Origin of the sequence: Paraburkholderia ferrariae NBRC 106233, assembly GCF_000685035.1 — a bacterium.
Taxonomy (GTDB): domain Bacteria; phylum Pseudomonadota; class Gammaproteobacteria; order Burkholderiales; family Burkholderiaceae; genus Paraburkholderia; species Paraburkholderia ferrariae.
In genome coordinates this window covers 88,607-103,465 of the sequence record NZ_BAYB01000034.1, presented here as the reverse complement: position 1 = coordinate 103,465, position 14,859 = coordinate 88,607, and the positions used below count along the sequence as shown (strand labels likewise).

12 protein-coding genes and 2 pseudogenes are annotated in these 14,859 nt (G+C 58.9%); 10 read left to right on the top strand and 4 right to left on the bottom strand.

What is annotated here, in order from left to right; translation table 11 throughout:
- Both BFE01S_RS29720 and BFE01S_RS29715 read left to right on the top strand, forming a co-directional pair.
- A pseudogene (locus BFE01S_RS29720) lies at nucleotides 1–184 on the top strand (urocanate hydratase); the annotation flags it as partial.
- Between the two features lie 110 nt (nucleotides 185–294).
- Complete coding sequence (locus tag BFE01S_RS29715) at nucleotides 295–1,743, top strand: MFS transporter (RefSeq protein ID WP_028228628.1); 1,449 nt, start codon at nucleotides 295–297, stop codon at nucleotides 1,741–1,743.
- A 422-nt stretch (nucleotides 1,744–2,165) separates the two neighbouring features.
- Here the strand turns inward: BFE01S_RS29715 and BFE01S_RS40730 are convergent, their stop codons facing one another.
- Complete coding sequence (locus BFE01S_RS40730; protein WP_042339001.1) at nucleotides 2,166–4,373, bottom strand: TonB-dependent siderophore receptor; 2,208 nt, start codon at nucleotides 4,371–4,373, stop codon at nucleotides 2,166–2,168.
- A gap of 330 nt (nucleotides 4,374–4,703) precedes the next feature.
- On the opposite strand from BFE01S_RS40730, the gene BFE01S_RS29705 reads away from it, so the two are divergent.
- From BFE01S_RS29705 to BFE01S_RS29700, 3 genes and pseudogenes are all read left to right on the top strand, one after another.
- Entirely contained in the window at nucleotides 4,704–4,916 is a 213-nt protein-coding gene (locus BFE01S_RS29705) for a Clp protease/crotonase-like domain-containing protein (protein WP_156967195.1), read from the top strand.
- A 105-nt stretch (nucleotides 4,917–5,021) separates the two neighbouring features.
- Nucleotides 5,022–5,840 carry a hypothetical protein gene (locus BFE01S_RS44685; protein ID WP_156967194.1) on the top strand — a complete coding sequence of 273 codons (819 nt, stop codon included), beginning with the start codon at nucleotides 5,022–5,024 and terminating at the stop codon, nucleotides 5,838–5,840.
- Between the two features lie 160 nt (nucleotides 5,841–6,000).
- Nucleotides 6,001–6,216, top strand: a pseudogene (locus BFE01S_RS29700) (transposase); the annotation flags it as partial.
- A gap of 43 nt (nucleotides 6,217–6,259) precedes the next feature.
- Here BFE01S_RS29700 and BFE01S_RS29695 read toward each other — a convergent pair.
- Both BFE01S_RS29695 and BFE01S_RS29690 read right to left on the bottom strand, forming a co-directional pair.
- Nucleotides 6,260–6,649: a type II toxin-antitoxin system VapC family toxin gene (locus tag BFE01S_RS29695; RefSeq protein ID WP_028228625.1), complete on the bottom strand. Its 390-nt coding sequence runs from the start codon at nucleotides 6,647–6,649 to the stop codon at nucleotides 6,260–6,262.
- Nucleotides 6,646–6,897, bottom strand: coding sequence for a type II toxin-antitoxin system Phd/YefM family antitoxin (locus tag BFE01S_RS29690; RefSeq protein WP_028228624.1), 252 nt, complete (start codon nucleotides 6,895–6,897; stop codon nucleotides 6,646–6,648). Before BFE01S_RS29690 ends, BFE01S_RS29695 begins: the two co-directional genes overlap by 4 nt.
- Nucleotides 6,898–7,091: 194 nt before the next feature.
- Here BFE01S_RS29690 and BFE01S_RS43545 point away from each other — a divergent pair, with 194 nt between their 5' ends.
- On the top strand, nucleotides 7,092–7,358 hold the full coding sequence (locus BFE01S_RS43545; protein ID WP_084170241.1) for a hypothetical protein: 267 nt from the start codon (nucleotides 7,092–7,094) through the stop codon (nucleotides 7,356–7,358).
- A 107-nt stretch (nucleotides 7,359–7,465) separates the two neighbouring features.
- Here BFE01S_RS43545 and BFE01S_RS43540 read toward each other — a convergent pair whose 3' ends face one another.
- The gene (locus BFE01S_RS43540) at nucleotides 7,466–7,633 is read right to left on the bottom strand and encodes a hypothetical protein (RefSeq protein WP_174464471.1); all 168 of its coding nucleotides are present in this window, start codon (nucleotides 7,631–7,633) and stop codon (nucleotides 7,466–7,468) included.
- A gap of 425 nt (nucleotides 7,634–8,058) precedes the next feature.
- Here BFE01S_RS43540 and BFE01S_RS29670 point away from each other — a divergent pair, with 425 nt between their 5' ends.
- From BFE01S_RS29670 to BFE01S_RS40725, 4 genes are all read left to right on the top strand, one after another.
- The gene (locus BFE01S_RS29670) at nucleotides 8,059–8,886 is read left to right on the top strand and encodes a crotonase/enoyl-CoA hydratase family protein (RefSeq protein ID WP_028228621.1); all 828 of its coding nucleotides are present in this window, start codon (nucleotides 8,059–8,061) and stop codon (nucleotides 8,884–8,886) included.
- Nucleotides 8,887–9,448: 562 nt separating this feature from the next.
- Complete coding sequence (locus BFE01S_RS29665) at nucleotides 9,449–12,055, top strand: LuxR C-terminal-related transcriptional regulator (protein WP_169742680.1); 2,607 nt, start codon at nucleotides 9,449–9,451, stop codon at nucleotides 12,053–12,055.
- A 555-nt stretch (nucleotides 12,056–12,610) separates the two neighbouring features.
- Nucleotides 12,611–13,732: a fatty acid desaturase gene (locus BFE01S_RS29660; protein WP_028228619.1), complete on the top strand. Its 1,122-nt coding sequence runs from the start codon at nucleotides 12,611–12,613 to the stop codon at nucleotides 13,730–13,732.
- Nucleotides 13,686–14,855: a 2Fe-2S iron-sulfur cluster-binding protein gene (locus BFE01S_RS40725; RefSeq protein WP_084170238.1), complete on the top strand. Its 1,170-nt coding sequence runs from the start codon at nucleotides 13,686–13,688 to the stop codon at nucleotides 14,853–14,855. The genes BFE01S_RS29660 and BFE01S_RS40725 overlap by 47 nt, the downstream gene beginning before the upstream one ends.
- Nucleotides 14,856–14,859 lie beyond the last annotated feature (4 nt).

The window sequence follows — 14,859 nt, the reverse complement described above, 5'->3', positions numbered from 1 at the left end:
ATTCTCGCAGCACGCGGGCGTGGTGATCGTGGCGGACGGGACGGCGGCGGCGCACGAGCGTCTGGGGCGGGTGCTGCACAACGATCCGGCGACGGGCGTGATGCGCCACGCGGACGCCGGCTACGAACTCGCGCAGCAGACGGCGCGCGAAGCGGGCCTGAAGCTGCCGATGCTCGGCCGATGAGCGGCGAGGCCAGCATGGCGCCGGGGGCAGGCGCACGTTAGCTGTTCCGGGCATGCGGTGTGCTGCTTCCGGCTCTCTCCAGACGGAAACAGCATGCCGCATGCCCATCGATGAAAACCGCCGACACAGCCAGCGTATTCGAAACGAACCTGCCCGCACGGCTCGACCGCCTGCCGTGGGGGCGCTTTCATGGGCTCGTGGTCGTGGCGCTGGGCGTCACCTGGCTGCTGGACGGACTCGAAGTGACGCTGGCCGGCGCCGTGGCCAGCGCATTGAGGACCAGCCCATCGCTGCATTTCGACAATACGGAAATCGGGCTTGCCGGTAGCGCGTATATCGTCGGTGCCGTATGCGGCGCACTCGGATTCGGCTGGCTCACCGACCGGCTGGGGCGACGCCGGCTCTTCTTCATCACGCTCGCGGTCTATCTGCTCGCCACGGCGGCTACCGCCTTCTCATGGAGCTTCGCGAGCTTCATGATCTTTCGCCTGCTGACCGGCGCCGGCATAGGCGGCGAGTACGCGGCCATCAATTCGACGATCCAGGAATTCACACCGGCGCGCGTGCGCGGGTGGGCCGACCTCAGCATCAACGGCACGTTCTGGGTGGGTGCGGGCATCGGCGCGGCCGGCTCGCTCGTGTTGCTCGATCCGCATCTTCTGCCTGCGGACTGGGGCTGGCGCGCCTGCTTCTTCATCGGCGCCATCCTCGCACTGATCATCCTGCCCATGCGCAGATGGATTCCCGAAAGCCCGCGCTGGCTGCTCACGCATGGCCGTCACGACGAGGCGCGCGCGATCGTGGCAGCCATTGAAGCGCGTTTTCGCGAAGCGGGGCATGCACTCGACGACGTGAAGACCAAGCCATTGCGGTTGCATGCGCGCACGCATACGCCGCTGCGGGTCGTGCTGCACGCGATCTTCGTGCGCCATCGGCGCCGCGCGCTGGTCGGTCTTTCGTTGATGACGGCTCAGGCGTTCTTCTACAACGCTATTTTCTTCACCTACGCACTCGTTCTCACCGAGTTCTATCGCGTGCCGGGAGGCGATGTCGGGCTTTACCTGTTGCCGTTTGCGTTGGGGAATTTTCTGGGGCCGCTCGTGCTGGGCCGGTTGTTCGATGTGGTGGGGCGCCGCGTCATGATCGCTGCAACGTACGGATTATCGGGCGTGTTGCTGACGGCAAGCGGTTATCTGTTCGCGCATGGATGGCTCACGGTGACGATGCAGACGGCGGCATGGACCGTGATTTTCTTCTTTGCCTCGGCGGCAGCAAGCTCGGCTTATTTAACGGTGAGCGAGTCTTTTCCGCTGGAGATCCGCGCGCTTGCGATTGCTGTTTTCTATGCGTTTGGAACCGGGCTTGGCGGCATTGTCGGGCCGGCGTTCTTTGGGCGGTTGATCGATACCCATCGGCCCGAGGCGGTATTCACGGGTTATCTCGTGGGCTCGGCGCTGATGGTTGCGGCCGCGGTGGTTGCGGCGATCTGGGGTGTGGACGCGGAGCGAAGACCGCTGGAACGCGTTGCTGCGCCGCTTTCGGCCGTCGACGGGGAGTGATGGTGGCCGCGCGTCAATCTATCAACGCTGCACGTGAATACTTTAGTAGCAGGCGCGGTATTTCGCAGCCGGCTCATGTCACGGCGCTTATCTCCCCCCGCGGCCACCGTCATGGCCGGCCCGGGAAGGGCCCTGGTCCATTCGCCGATCTTGCTCGTCATGCACCTTCGTTTCGATGATGTGTGGCGAGTCAGAAGGCATGGAGGTCGTGCCGGCCGGCGTTGGCAGAACCACGCGGGCAAATCAACGAATCAACCGGGGTCGTGTACACATGTGAGCGATGGCCGAGAGCCGGGCAGGCTGTTTCCGCGGGCGCTGTGACGCGGTAGCCAGTTAAACCATCGGCGGTGCGCGTTTTGGAATCTTCGGGGCCGATTGCAGCAAGCGGCATTTAGCGATCGCCGAAGCTCGCCCGCCACGCGTCACCATGCATAGCGCCCCGTCAGCAGTACATTGCGACGCTGTCCGTACTGGCAGCGGGTCACGCTGCCACAACGCGCCACATAGGTGCGATCCAGCAGGTTGTTCGCTAAGAGCACGAATCGCCAGTGCTCGATGTCGTAGTGAATGGCCGCATCGACGAGCGTGAACGAACCCACCGGCAAGGTATTCGCCGTATCGGCGTAGGTCGGGCCCACATACTGCACACCCGTCCCGAAGCCCATGCCGCGCAGCGGGCCATCCGTGAGCGAATAGTCTAGCCATGCGGAAGCAAGGTTGCGGGGTGTCGCGGTGGGCGTTTTGCCAACGGTCGGATCGTCCGCGCTGCCTTGCGTGACCTTGACGTCTTGCAACGTGTACGCGGCCTGCAAACGCAGGTTTTCGGTCAGCTCCGCAGTCGCTTCGAGTTCGAGACCGCGGCTGCGCGTTTGCCCCGTCTGCACGTTGCCGGTAAGCGCCGGATCGGGAGCGGCGGTGAGCGCATTGTTCTGGCGCAGGTCGAACAGAGCGGCCGTGAAGTTCGCGTTCATGAAAGCGGGCTGGTACTTCAGGCCCAGTTCCCACTGCTTCGACTTGAGCGGCTTGTAGGTTCCGCCATAGGCGTTCACGCCGATCACGGGCTGGAACGACGTGGAGTAGCTGATATACGGTGCGAGCCCCGAATCGAACAGATACATCAGCGCAGTGCGGCCGCTGAAGGCGCTGTTGTGCTGGTCGGTCGTCTCGCCGCTGAAGTTGTCGAGGTTGCTCGACGAGACCCAGTCCTCGCGTCCACTCAGCACGAGGCGCCACTTCTGGTATGCCATCTGGTCCTGCGCATAGAGGCCGAACTGGCGCTGCACCTGGCGCATCTGCGTGTCGTTGAACGACGGCGCGACCACCGGCAGACTCAGGGCGACCGGGTCGTACAGGTTGAGCGCGTAGCCCGTGTACGTGTAGCCTTCGTTGTCGGTGAAGTTCTGGTTCGTGAAGTTGAAGCCAGTCAGCAGCGTGTGATCGACCGGCCCAGTCTTCACCTTGCCGAGCAACTGGTTGTCGATATCGACGTCATTGAAGCTCGAACGCAGGTTCATCGCTGCACGCTGCATGGTTTGCTGGTCGGCGCTCAGGCTGTAGCCGAACAACGCCTGGTTGTTCAGGTCGAGGTGCGAGTAGCGGAAATTCTGCCTGAAGGTCCAGTCCGGGCTGAAACGATGCTCGAACAGATAGGAGAACGAATATTGCGTCTTGTCGTAATTCTCGTAGCCGGGGTTGCTGGTGGCGAGGCTCGTCGGTATGCGCTGGCCGTAGAGGGTCGGCGCGACGGTGCCGTAGTAGGGCAGGAAGTTGTTCGTGTCCATCGTATCGTCATGCAGATACGTGGCCATCAGGGTGAGCGAAGTGTCGGCGCTGGGGCGCAACGTGACGGACGGCGCCACCAGCGTGCGCGTGCCGTGCACGAAGTCCACCTGATTCTGGCTATAAGTCTCGGAGGCGATGAAGCGGTATAGCACGCGCTTGTCCGCGTCCAGCGGGCCCGACGTGTCGATGTCGATGCCGTAATGGTTGTAGCTGCCTGCGAGCAGATCCACCTGGCCGCGTGCGTAGTCGGTCGGCATCTTCGAGACCATGCTGACGACGCCGCCCGGCTCGCCGAGACCGTACAGCACCGACGCCGGTCCCTTCAGGACCTCGATACGTTCGAGCTGGAACGGATCGACGCGCCACTGGTCGAGCGCCCGGCCCGGCACGGCGGGCAAGCGCGTGCCGTCCAGGTAGAAAAAGTCCGAACTGAAGCCGCGGATGTTGAACGCATCGTTCCGGATGTCGTTGCTGTAGTAGGTCTGTACGCCCGCCGTGTAGTGGAGCGCGTCGTTGAGGTTCGTGACGTTGCGATCGTCGAGCTGGGCGCGACCGACCACCGAGATCGATTGCGGCGTTTCGTGGACCGGCGTGTCGGTCTTGGTCGCGCCGCTGCCCTGGTTGGCAACGAAGCCGTTCACCGGACCAAAGGCGGATTCGCGGGCCGCCTTCACCGCAACGGCCGGCAGTGTGCTCGTGCCCCTTGGCGGCTCTCCCGCCGTGTCCTGTTGAGTCTTGCCCGCATCTTCGCCAGCGACAGCCTGCGCATGCGCTATCTCCAACGACATCGTCGTCACCGCCACGCCGACCAGCATGGCCAGCGCCTTCTTTTGCATTTCTGCCCGCATTTCTTCCCCGTTTCCTGGGCCGCGATGGAAGTCGCGGCGTGCTGATGTTTTGCCCCTATTGCCACGGGGATCGAATTCTAAATGCGAATCACTATCATTTCTAGTAATTTTTTAGAAAGCTGGTTTGGGAAGAGGGATGAATAGATAAGCGAGTTAGCCGGTTGCAGGACTGCCGGTGGCCCGCACCTGGGTCGCGGGCAATCAGTCCTGGCAGTTGCCGGGAAGTTTTATGGTTCTGTCGCGGTAAGAAAGTCCAGACGAAACGAGACGATATAGATAGGATGCGCGATTGGGGCAATGCTCATACGCGAGGTGGTATCCGCGAATGTTATGGCAGAGCTTGTATATGGCTGCGGAGAAATTGGTGCCCTGACCGCGCTCGAATATAACCTTATAAATCATGTCACCAAGCATGACGACCTTCTTGATATGGCCATCCATTGGGCCAAACGTATTTCTTCGTATGATCTATTATTTTTCGCCTATACGAAGAAAATTATGTCGAAAAAATGGAAGAGAAACTTGATCGGTGTCTGCCGGTAGCGCGTGAAATGCACAAGCGGCTAATTCTGCGTGGTTCAGAGAGATGCAGGACTGTCACGTTTTGAAAACTAAAATCAGCTACATGAAATTGGCGGTGGTGAGTATATGAAAGTGAAATTTATTGTACGTATTGGGAAGGTCTTTAACCATGTTAGCTACAGCCTGGAAATTTATACCTTTATTCTGGCTATAATTTCGTTGGGAATTTCAAATCAAGCATCGGCAACTCCGGAAATTATCGAATCATCCAAGCCACCTTATTTCGCGAAAATTGAGGGGCCTCGGCTCGTATCACTGACTATCGAGCCCCGGCAGCTAGCCTTGGATATGAACGCGGAGAATTCGATCAGATCGGAGACAAATGACTTTAAGCCGGCTCGATATTATTTTCCGAACTCCCTTGTTCCTCGCTCAATTTTGTCCCACCTCAGTGGGGTGTATGGTTACGCCCGACGGCGGGACGTTCCGATTGTCTCTTCGGGCGGTGATTGGGTAATTTCAGAATTTTTCCCGGCGAACTCTCATATTCCTTTGGCACGATTCAGACTCCTCGGCGGAAAGGTCCAGAGGCAGGAGCAGCTCGATTCTTCTGGAAAAGTAACAAAGATTGTGCTCGTCGGATGGGCGCCCAAGGGTTCGGTTGTGGATGCTGAGCAGCGGGACAACACCGCACCGCTTGGGGAACATGCAGCCTGGATTCGCGTGTTAAATGTGTCGCCCACAGGAAAGACAACCTTGGTCGCAATGGCGTGGAAAGCCTCAGGTGCTATCGGCTCGACAAAAATGGATGACGATCCGAAAGAAAGCGAACTCTATTTTGGGCTGCCCGATGGAACACGTCGATGGAACTCAATGGATGAATTTGCTCGATCTACTGGTGTGGATCTTCGTGCTGAAATTCTGTCCGGACGTATAAGGCGGTAAACAACCCCGCTGCGTTGCATAGAAATTCTTGGAACTGGAGAACGATGCTACCGCGCCCAAAGGAAAGGCGGTACGGTATGAGTGTTGATATCGACCTCATACTGCCTATCGTCACAATATTACTTGCAAGTCTTGCATTCGTTATGAAGACGTGGGCGGCTACACAACGAACGCCATTGAGAGCCTGAACATGCAGTTACGCAAGATCATCAAGACCCGCGGTCACGTCCCGAACGACGAGGCTGCCATCAAGCTGCTCTGGCTGGCGCTACGCAATGTCCTGGCAAAATCTGTTCGCGCTGCCTTCGACCGGAAATCGGCCATGAACCAGTTTGCTATTCTGTTTGGTGACCGATTCACGCAGGCTCGCGGGTAACGATTCCTTGAACCGCCTCGCCCACAAAAATGCGGACAGGTTCCTAGACGTACCGGACCGGAGCGAACTCGTATCGCTTTATCTGTTCATCATGGGTGAGCAGCATGATGCCTTCGGCCATCGCCTGGCCGACAAGTAGCCGGTCAAACGGATCTTTGTGCAGCGGCGGGAGGGCTGCGACTTCGAATGCGTGCTGGGCTTCGATGGACAATTCCTCATAGCCGGCGTCAAGCAGGTTTCGGCGGAGCACGCGTGCATCGACCTGAAAATCGTCACGTCCCAGCGCACTCTTGATCACGATTTCCCACAGGCTCGCGACGCTGAAGTACAAGACATTTTCAATGTCCTCGATCGCCACGCGTGCTTCATCAGGCAGTGCAGGATCATCGACGGCGGCCCAGACCAGCAGGTGGGTGTCGAGCAACAGCTTCATGTCGCCTTGCCCTCAAACATACCGGCGATCTCATCAGCACCCATAGTGTCAAAGTCAGCCGGGACCTTAATCTGCCCCTTCATAAAACCGATACGCCGGGGTGACTTTCCGGGCTCAACATCAATCCGCACGACCTTGACCAGCGGCTTGCCAGCCTTGGCGATCACGAACGGCTCACCGCCATTCACAGTTTCCTCAATGAGCCGCGACAGATTGGTCTTGGCATCATGGATGTTGTAGATGTGCATGGTTGCACTCCTAAACTTAGTTTACTGAACTTAGTTTACTCTGCAGACGGCTGGCCAGCAACCATTCTTCCGAGCAAGCCCCGAACAATTGGCTGCTGCCTTAGAAAGCGGGGATGAGCAGCCCGATCGTCGTTGCAGTCGGGCGAAAACCTGTATATATTAACAGTACTGTGTTTTTATACAGGTGCACGTGTATGGAACATCTGGTGAGGATCGTGAACGAAGCTGACCGCGAGGCGCTGGTGTGGCTTCGACAGCAGGCAGGTGATACACGTGTCGAACGTGCTGCCCGACAGCTTGGGCAAACCCATAAGCCTTTCGTGTCGGCGCTTTACCGCTATCTCGGTGTGCGCCGGCCAGCAATGCATCACGTCACGCCTGGACAGGTCGCCGACCACTCGGTCGGCGACTACTATCTGGCGCGCATTCGCCAGCAACTCGCCCGGCACGTCGCTCGCTAGAAATGAACATGCCTTCTCGAATATCGGAAACAGGCGATGCTCACGAGGCGGATCTGAAGACCGAGGTACTGAAGGGTGCAGGGCAGAAAATGTCCTGACCTGGAAAATTACGTGAAAAGCCGGTAGTCATAGGAGCGGTCCGCAAAACGGTCGAGCAAGGCACCGATCCCGGCAACACGACGCGAGGTCTCGATCGTGGCCGGAAGCTGTCCGTACAGATCAAAGCCGTTGAAGTTCATTTTCGAAAAACCCAGAACTTCCTCCGCGAGGGTCATAAGATCCGTTGTGCCCGCATGACGGCGAATGACGAGCGGAGCGCGGCCTCCTGTTCCACCAGTTCACCCGGTGTGTTCTTGAGTCTGTCGTACCGATAATCGCAGTGCATGGAGACGCATGCCAGCTCGCGCTCTCCCGGCGCACGGTACAGGCGTTGCTGGCCAACGGGTATTTCGCTACCCCAGCCAGAAGTCGGGGTGCCGGTGAGGATCGACGCTGTCTGGTTCGAGGGCATGAGACCGGGCTGCAGGCCCGACTTCCGTATGGGGACGCTGACGTGGTGGCCGGGGAAGATGAGGCTGCGTCGTGCCAATGGCGCGCCGTTGTATGACCACCTCCATCCACCGAGGTACACATCGATGCTACCGATTGCTAATCCCTCGCGGCAGCTATTTGCGTTCGCCGCTTTAGTGGCCGTTGTGTCATGAATGCGACGAACAACTCTGGTGTACGCGTTGCGGTGGAAGACGGCGTGGCTTGGGTCACGTTGGCACGTCCCGAACGGGCCAACGCGCTGAATGTGGCCGGGTGGCACGCCTTGCGAACCGTTTTCGACGCTCTCGACGAGCGTCCCGACGTGCGAGTAGCGGTGCTGAACGGGGAGGGCGCGCATTTCTGTGCCGGAATTGACTTATCCGTGTTGGCGGATCTTTACGGCAACTGCGGTGCGGGTACTGGCTGCGCCGGCCGTGATCGTGAGCGGCTCGGGCGATGGATCGAGGATTTGCAAGACTGCGTCAGCTCGATCGAGCGTTGCCGGGTGCCCGTGATCGCGGCGCTGCATGGAGTGTGCTTTGGTGGCGCCATGGACATTGCCTGTGCATGTGACCTTCGTTACGCCACCCGTGATGCGCGGCTATGTGTAAAGGAGCTCGATCTTGCGGTAACTGCGGATCTGGGAGTGCTGCAACGGTTGCCACAGCTAGTTGGGGATGGCCGGGCGCGTGAGCTGGTTTATACGGCACGCGAATTCGACGGTGCTCATGCAGAACATATTGGTCTGGTCAGTGGCCTCTTCGAAACAGCAGGCGCGTTAATGCAGGCCGTGCGCGTTCTCGCCACCGAGTTGGCGGCCAAGCCGGCGCTAGCGTTGCGGGGCACGAAGCGGGCGATGCTCTACGCACGCGATCACGGCGTCGCAGATGGATTGCGCCAAGTTGCGGATTGGAATGCTGCCACGCTGCTATCACGCGATCTCGCAGAGGCGGTGGCCGCCCAGCGCGAAAGACGTACACCGCGCTTTGATCTCTAGTCGGCCACTGACAGCGCTTCAGGTCGTTGATTGTCAAAAGACCTCTTGAGAGGATGGGCCGCAGGGATGCCCGAGGTCACATCTGACCCGAACGATGACTTTCTGAAAACAGCACTTCAGCTGCGCGCCAAACCCAACCTCCAATACAAAAGTATGGGGTTCGTTGTGAATTTTGATGGGATGTTTAACATACATCCAAGGTGCATAAATAGTAACGGAGACAAATGCACGACCGGTGGCATTCAGAAGACAATCGGCGTGCAGTCCAGGAGGACGCGTGGTAGCGAAAGTTGAATATGGCCCCATTTTACATAATGCAGGGACAGGGATACTCGTTTTAGGCGACGAAGCTCAATCGCCAGCTGATGCGTGTCCTGAAACGCTCTCGCCCCCGCGTGACGGAATGGACTGGCCCCCAGGTCACGGCGCGACTTCCGCGCAACCGCCTATCTTTTCATTCCCGGTTATCCGGACTGCCGCTTTTACAGCATGGCAAGAACAGCGCGAACGGCCGCCAAAGCTCACTTCGGTGGTTGCGCCAATTGGGTACGGGAAGACTGTGTTGCTCAGCAAGCTCTATTGCGACAGTGTCCGGTCGGAAATGGTCTGCTGGTGGTTTTCTCATGACGACCGCGACCTAACGATCGACCGCCTGCTGGGCTACCTGGAGGCTCGGCTCGATGCGTCGGGCGGGGAACACAGTTCGTTTGATGCGCTTCAGATGATGCATGAAGGGAGCGAACTGGCGGCAGAGCGGATCGAGCGGGTCGTGCGCAGGATGCAGCGTTTGCCTATGCCCGTCACCCTTTTCGTCGACAACCTGGACTATTGCGAGGATCCCGCTTTAGCCGACCTCCTGAATGGGCTTGTCTTTCGCACTCCATCATCGGTCCGGTTGGTACTGTCTAGCGCCGAGACCCCTCCTGTTGAAATAGTCCGCAGCAAACTGGAAGGCCTGTCAGTGGAATATGGGACGGAGCACTTAAGCCTCGATGCGACCGGAGTACGCGAAATGTTCGGCGTCGCGCTGTGCGCGAAGCTAACAGGTGCGGCCATCGATAAAGTTGTCCGCCATACCGAAGGCTGGCCGGCAGCGGTCCGGTTGATGCAAATCCTTTTGGCTTCGTCCTCGGACCCGGAAGCAACGCTGGCGGCTTTTTCTGGCGCGGATCAGGATCTCGCAACGTTGCTCAACTCGCAGGTGCTGAAAGGCTTTGATCCTCAATTGCGTGCATTTCTGCTCAAGCTTTCGCTACTGCGTGATTTCGACGCGCTGCTTGCGGAAGAGGCAACAGGGGATTCGGACAGTTCAAAGCATCTGGTCTATTTGTGGAAGCACAACGTATTTCTCATACCAGTCGAAGGGCGTCAGCGATTCCGCTTACATAACCTATTTCGCGAGTACCTGGCTGACCAGGCTGTACACAGCATGCCTGCACACGATCGCCAAGCCATCCTCTTGAGAGCCGCCGTGTGCTGCGACAAGCAGTTGCGCTGTGCAGATGCGATTGACTACGCGCTTGCCGCTCACGAAGTCACGTTTGCCGCGCAGATCGTGGAGCGTAGTGCGCCTGACTTCGTCAGCAACATGGGTTACCTGCATCGCTATCTGCGTTGGGTCGAGCAGTTGCACGTGCTTGGCGAATACGGAGGCTGGGAGACGGATTACTGGTATGTTTGGGCTCTCGTCTTTAGCCGTCGCTACGAACTTGCGCGGCAGGAGATGGCGCGCCTGATGAAGCGGCTGCAGAAGGCGCACGAGGAAGAATGCACCAATAGTGTCGATCTAGCGCATATAGGCCGCCGAATAGAGGTCATCCGTCTCGCCATTGACGTTTATACGGATCACCTTGAAACGGTGAAACCGCAAGCGCAGCAATGGCTGGACGCTGCGGAGCGCGATACGTTGACGATGATGGACGCGCCGTTTGATGTTGCGACGGTCGCATGCGCGGGTGCCATTCACGATGTCAACGAGTGCCGCTTAACCGATGCGCGGCATATGACTCGAATTGCGCTTGCGAGCATCTCCCAATCGAGCAGTGCGTACGGGCAAGGCTGGGTGTCAGCCATTAATGCATTGATCCCGTTGCGCGAAGGCGACTACGCTGCGGCCTGGCGCGAACTGACGGACGCGCTTCGACTGGCTACCAGAGAACTCGGCGACACGGCTGGCATATGCAGCACGCTCGCCATGCTTGCGGCCAAGTGCGCGGTTGAGATGGGCCTGCGCGAAGAGGCTGAGCAACTGCTCGGACGTGGTCTGCGGAAGGTGGTCTCGCACGGGATTATCGACACGACCGCACATGGGCTCGACGCTGCCGTAAAGCTATGGGATGGTTACGACACTGATCGCATTACGCTGCCGGTGCTCAGGAAAATGGCATCAGTCTATCCATCCCGATTGAGCATGATGTTGTCGTGCTTCATCGCGCGCCGACTCGTCCAACTTGGGCGTCTGGACGAAGCACTGGAAGAGGCTGCGTCCCTTGGCGTGCGGTTGGGGAGCGAAGGTCTGATGAGTGATGTCCATGTCGCACATGACGCAACCATAAGAGACCTGATTGAGATGACGGTCCTGGATTTACAAGTCGCATCCGGAAAATTCAGGCAGGCCACCGCGCTGATTGGTTGCGAATCCGTGCGAGCACGGGCGCAGGGACGAACTGGTCGGTTGATCGAACTGGCGCTGAATCAAGCGCACCTAAGCCACTGTACGCATGACTCCGTCTCGGCCGCACGCCATCTCACACGCGCTATATCATTGGCGGCGCGCCGTCGCTACATTCGACCGTTCCGTGACCGTCCGGATTTGATTGCAGGGCTTGTGAACGACACCCGACCTAAGGACTGGCCGTTTGTAACCGAGGAGGAGCGACGATTCTTTACCGAAATCTGCTCTGGACTGAAGGTAACCGGTAACCCGGTTCTCGAGCAGATGCATGCGCTCGAGAACGTCGGCCTTGTCGGTGAGGCCCCGACGACACGTGAACTGGAACTTCTCGGCTTGATCGAAGCAGGTTTGTCGAACAAGGAAATAGCGGACAGGTTGTCGTTGTCGGTCGCAACGGTCAAGTGGCATTTGTACAACCTGTACGCAAAACTCGGGGTAAAGAATCGAGCATCGGCGCTGGCGCGATCCAGGTCGCTGAACCTGCTTTCCAGGTGATCGCGCCACCTGCAATCTTGTCCAGCGTGACAGCGACCTGTCACGCCCGTATACCGGCGTGAACGTGCTCAATTGCTGACGATGATAGGGTCATCGTGATCGTATGCAGTTGAGTGGCTATTGTTAACCTCCTACCCGTCCTCGGCCCGTCGCTCCGGTGCAAGGTATGGGAGCGACGGGAACTCCTTCTGCTAGAAGGCGACATCGCCGTCGCGAGAATGTTTCCGGCCGCATTGATATCGCGATGTCGACGATGCGCACCGCACTCGAGGCAGGCGTACTCCCTTATTCCAGGCTGGCCTGAATACCTCGCGGCCTGACGGCCGAAGTGAGCCGCCCAAACAGGGCCAGCCGGAAAGTCAAATAAAGCCCGGCAAGTAATGCAACCGAGTTTGCTGCGCACCGGTTCTGCTTGCGGGCGCGCAGCGTGCACTTTTGTGTGCGGCGGAGCATCGCACTTCACCCCGACTAATGGTTGGGTTCTATGGATTCAAAGTCGACAAGAATTACCTTCAGAGTGCGAAGACTCTCGTACAGACCTACATGGAGGATGTCATGTTCGACTACCTGAAGTACACATTGAATTCCGTACTGCTCGCCATAGCGGCGTACGGTCTATGGCTCGGTGGAAATTATGTATGGATGGGGACCGGAGTGCTCTTCGCATTCCTGTTCTTCGATGCCTTTCTTGAACCTGATTTGTCGGTCCGGGATACCCGTTTCCCGTGGCTTTACGACAGCATCATCGTGTTCCAGTTGATTCTCGGGTTCGGTCTCGCGTTCCTTTATGCGCGGCTTGTCGGAACCGGACACTTTGTGGGGGCGTCGGCGCAGATCGGTGCATTTGTCACGATGCTGTTTATCCAGTTCGTCATATCAGCACCCGCGCTACATGAACTCTTCCATCGCGAGAACGCATTCCTGCGCTGGTTCGGCAGGTTCGGCATGGTGCTGATCTTCGATCCGTGGCGCGAAATCACGCACGTGGTCACGCACCATGTGCGCACTGTGACGCCAGCAGATCCCGACTATGCACGCCGCGGTGATGGCCTGTACGGTCACCTGGTGCGCACGTTCTACGGTCAGATCGTCGAGTCGTACCACCTCGAAAAGCTGATGTGGACGAAGCGCAACCGTCACTGGTGGGATCCGCGAAATGCGTGGGTGTACCGTGTCGGACTCCTCGCTGGATTTGTTGCCGCGTTGTATGCGGTCGGTGGCTGGTCCGGTGCTGCTGCCTGCGTTGCGGTCTGTCTGATCGGGCCTCGCACGTTCCTGGAAGTCTTCAACTACACGCAGCACTACGGCCTTGTCACCGGGAAGCCGGGTCGCTTCGAGTCGCATCAGACGTGGAACCATCTCACGCCGTTCGTCCGGATCTTCGCGCTTGAGATTACCAATCACCGTGGCCACCACGAAGACGGCTATCGCCCGTTTTATGAGCTGGTACCGGATCGCACCGGCCCCAAGCAGCCCCAGTTCCTGATGTGTCTGCTGCTTGCGTTCGTGCCGCCGCTCTGGTTTCAGATGATCAAGCCGCTGCTGCGTGACTGGGATCGCAATTACGCGACTCCGCAGGAACGCGAGATCGCTGAAGCTGAGAACATCCGTGCCGGCTGGGAGGAACTCAATGAGCATCCCGACGTGGCCCGTGCGCGCTATGCGTACGCAGTGTGAGCAGAGTTCGATTCCGGGGAAGAAAGAGACCATGCCTACAGAGACTTTCGCGGTCAAACCCGCATCGAATGATTCCGTGCCCAGCGGGCCCGCGAGCGGACACTGCCACGTCACGTTGAGCAACGGCTCGGAAGGGTTTGACGTCAGGCGCGGTGATCTGCTGCTGATGTCGGCGCTCGAGCAGGGCATCAACTACCCGCACAACTGCCGCGTGGGTACATGCGGACGCTGCAAGACGCGGCTTGTGTCGGGCCGGATCAGTCCGCTCGTGGACTTCGCGTTGTCGCCGCTCACTAACGAAGAACTGAACGACGGCTACATTTTGGCGTGCCAGGCGAAGGTGCGCAGCGACCTGGTGATTGATGTCGATCTGGTTGATCACCAGGTTGTGCTTCCCAAATCGATTCCCGGCACGGTCTGTGGCTGGAAACTATTGCCGGGCGACGTTATCGATCTCCGTATCAAGCTTGAGGAGCCGCTCGTCTTCGAGGCTGGCCAGTATGCCGCGCTTGCCGTTTCCGGGTCGTTTGTCCGCCGCTCGTTTTCGTTCTATGACGCTCCTTCCAGCGGTGCGGGCACCGACGAAGTCGGCTTCCTGATCAAGCGCCTGCCTGGCGGCCGCTTCTCCGAGTGGCTTGCGGCGGAGGACCGGAGCGGCGTTCGGATCTGGCTCGAAGGACCGTTCGGCCAGATGGGTATCGACGATACGCCACGAGAGTCTCTGTGCATTGCAGGTGGTACAGGTATCGCGCCAATCCTGTCGATTGCCGAGGATCGCCTGAAACGCTATCCGGATCATCCTGTCACGATCGTATTCGGAGTGCGTACGGCCTCGGACCTGTTCGCGCTGGATCGCCTGGAGCGCCTGAAGAACATCGCCGGACCTGAGCGCGTGCGGATTGTGCCGGTTCTGTCGCATGAACCCGCTGGCAGTGCGTGGCAAGGCCGACGGGGGCTGGTCACGGCCGTGCTCGACGAGGAGCTTGACGTCGACTATCACTCGCTGTCCGCATTCGTATGCGGCGCACTACCGATGGTCGAGGCGGTCGAGAAACGCCTGCGCACGCTGAACGTCAGCACGGACCGCATCCACGCGGACAAATTCGAGCCCTCGGGGGTTTGATCAA

What these genes read in the sequence shown, in the direction of transcription:
- BFE01S_RS43540 (WP_174464471.1), bottom strand. Translation starts at nt 7,633, where the DNA reads ATGACCCTCGCGGAGGAAGTTCTGGGTTTTTCGAAAATGAACTTCAAC.
- BFE01S_RS29690 (WP_028228624.1), bottom strand. Translation starts at nt 6,897, where the DNA reads ATGCACATCTACAACATCCATGATGCCAAGACCAATCTGTCGCGGCTC.
- BFE01S_RS29660 (WP_028228619.1), top strand. Translation starts at nt 12,611, where the DNA reads ATGTTCGACTACCTGAAGTACACATTGAATTCCGTACTGCTCGCCATA.
- BFE01S_RS44685 (WP_156967194.1), top strand. Translation starts at nt 5,022, where the DNA reads ATGAAAGTGAAATTTATTGTACGTATTGGGAAGGTCTTTAACCATGTT.
- BFE01S_RS29705 (WP_156967195.1), top strand. Translation starts at nt 4,704, where the DNA reads ATGGCAGAGCTTGTATATGGCTGCGGAGAAATTGGTGCCCTGACCGCG.
- BFE01S_RS29715 (WP_028228628.1), top strand. Translation starts at nt 295, where the DNA reads ATGAAAACCGCCGACACAGCCAGCGTATTCGAAACGAACCTGCCCGCA.
- BFE01S_RS40730 (WP_042339001.1), bottom strand. Translation starts at nt 4,373, where the DNA reads ATGCGGGCAGAAATGCAAAAGAAGGCGCTGGCCATGCTGGTCGGCGTG.
- BFE01S_RS43545 (WP_084170241.1), top strand. Translation starts at nt 7,092, where the DNA reads ATGGAACATCTGGTGAGGATCGTGAACGAAGCTGACCGCGAGGCGCTG.
- BFE01S_RS40725 (WP_084170238.1), top strand. Translation starts at nt 13,686, where the DNA reads ATGAGCATCCCGACGTGGCCCGTGCGCGCTATGCGTACGCAGTGTGAG.
- BFE01S_RS29670 (WP_028228621.1), top strand. Translation starts at nt 8,059, where the DNA reads ATGAATGCGACGAACAACTCTGGTGTACGCGTTGCGGTGGAAGACGGC.
- BFE01S_RS29695 (WP_028228625.1), bottom strand. Translation starts at nt 6,649, where the DNA reads ATGAAGCTGTTGCTCGACACCCACCTGCTGGTCTGGGCCGCCGTCGAT.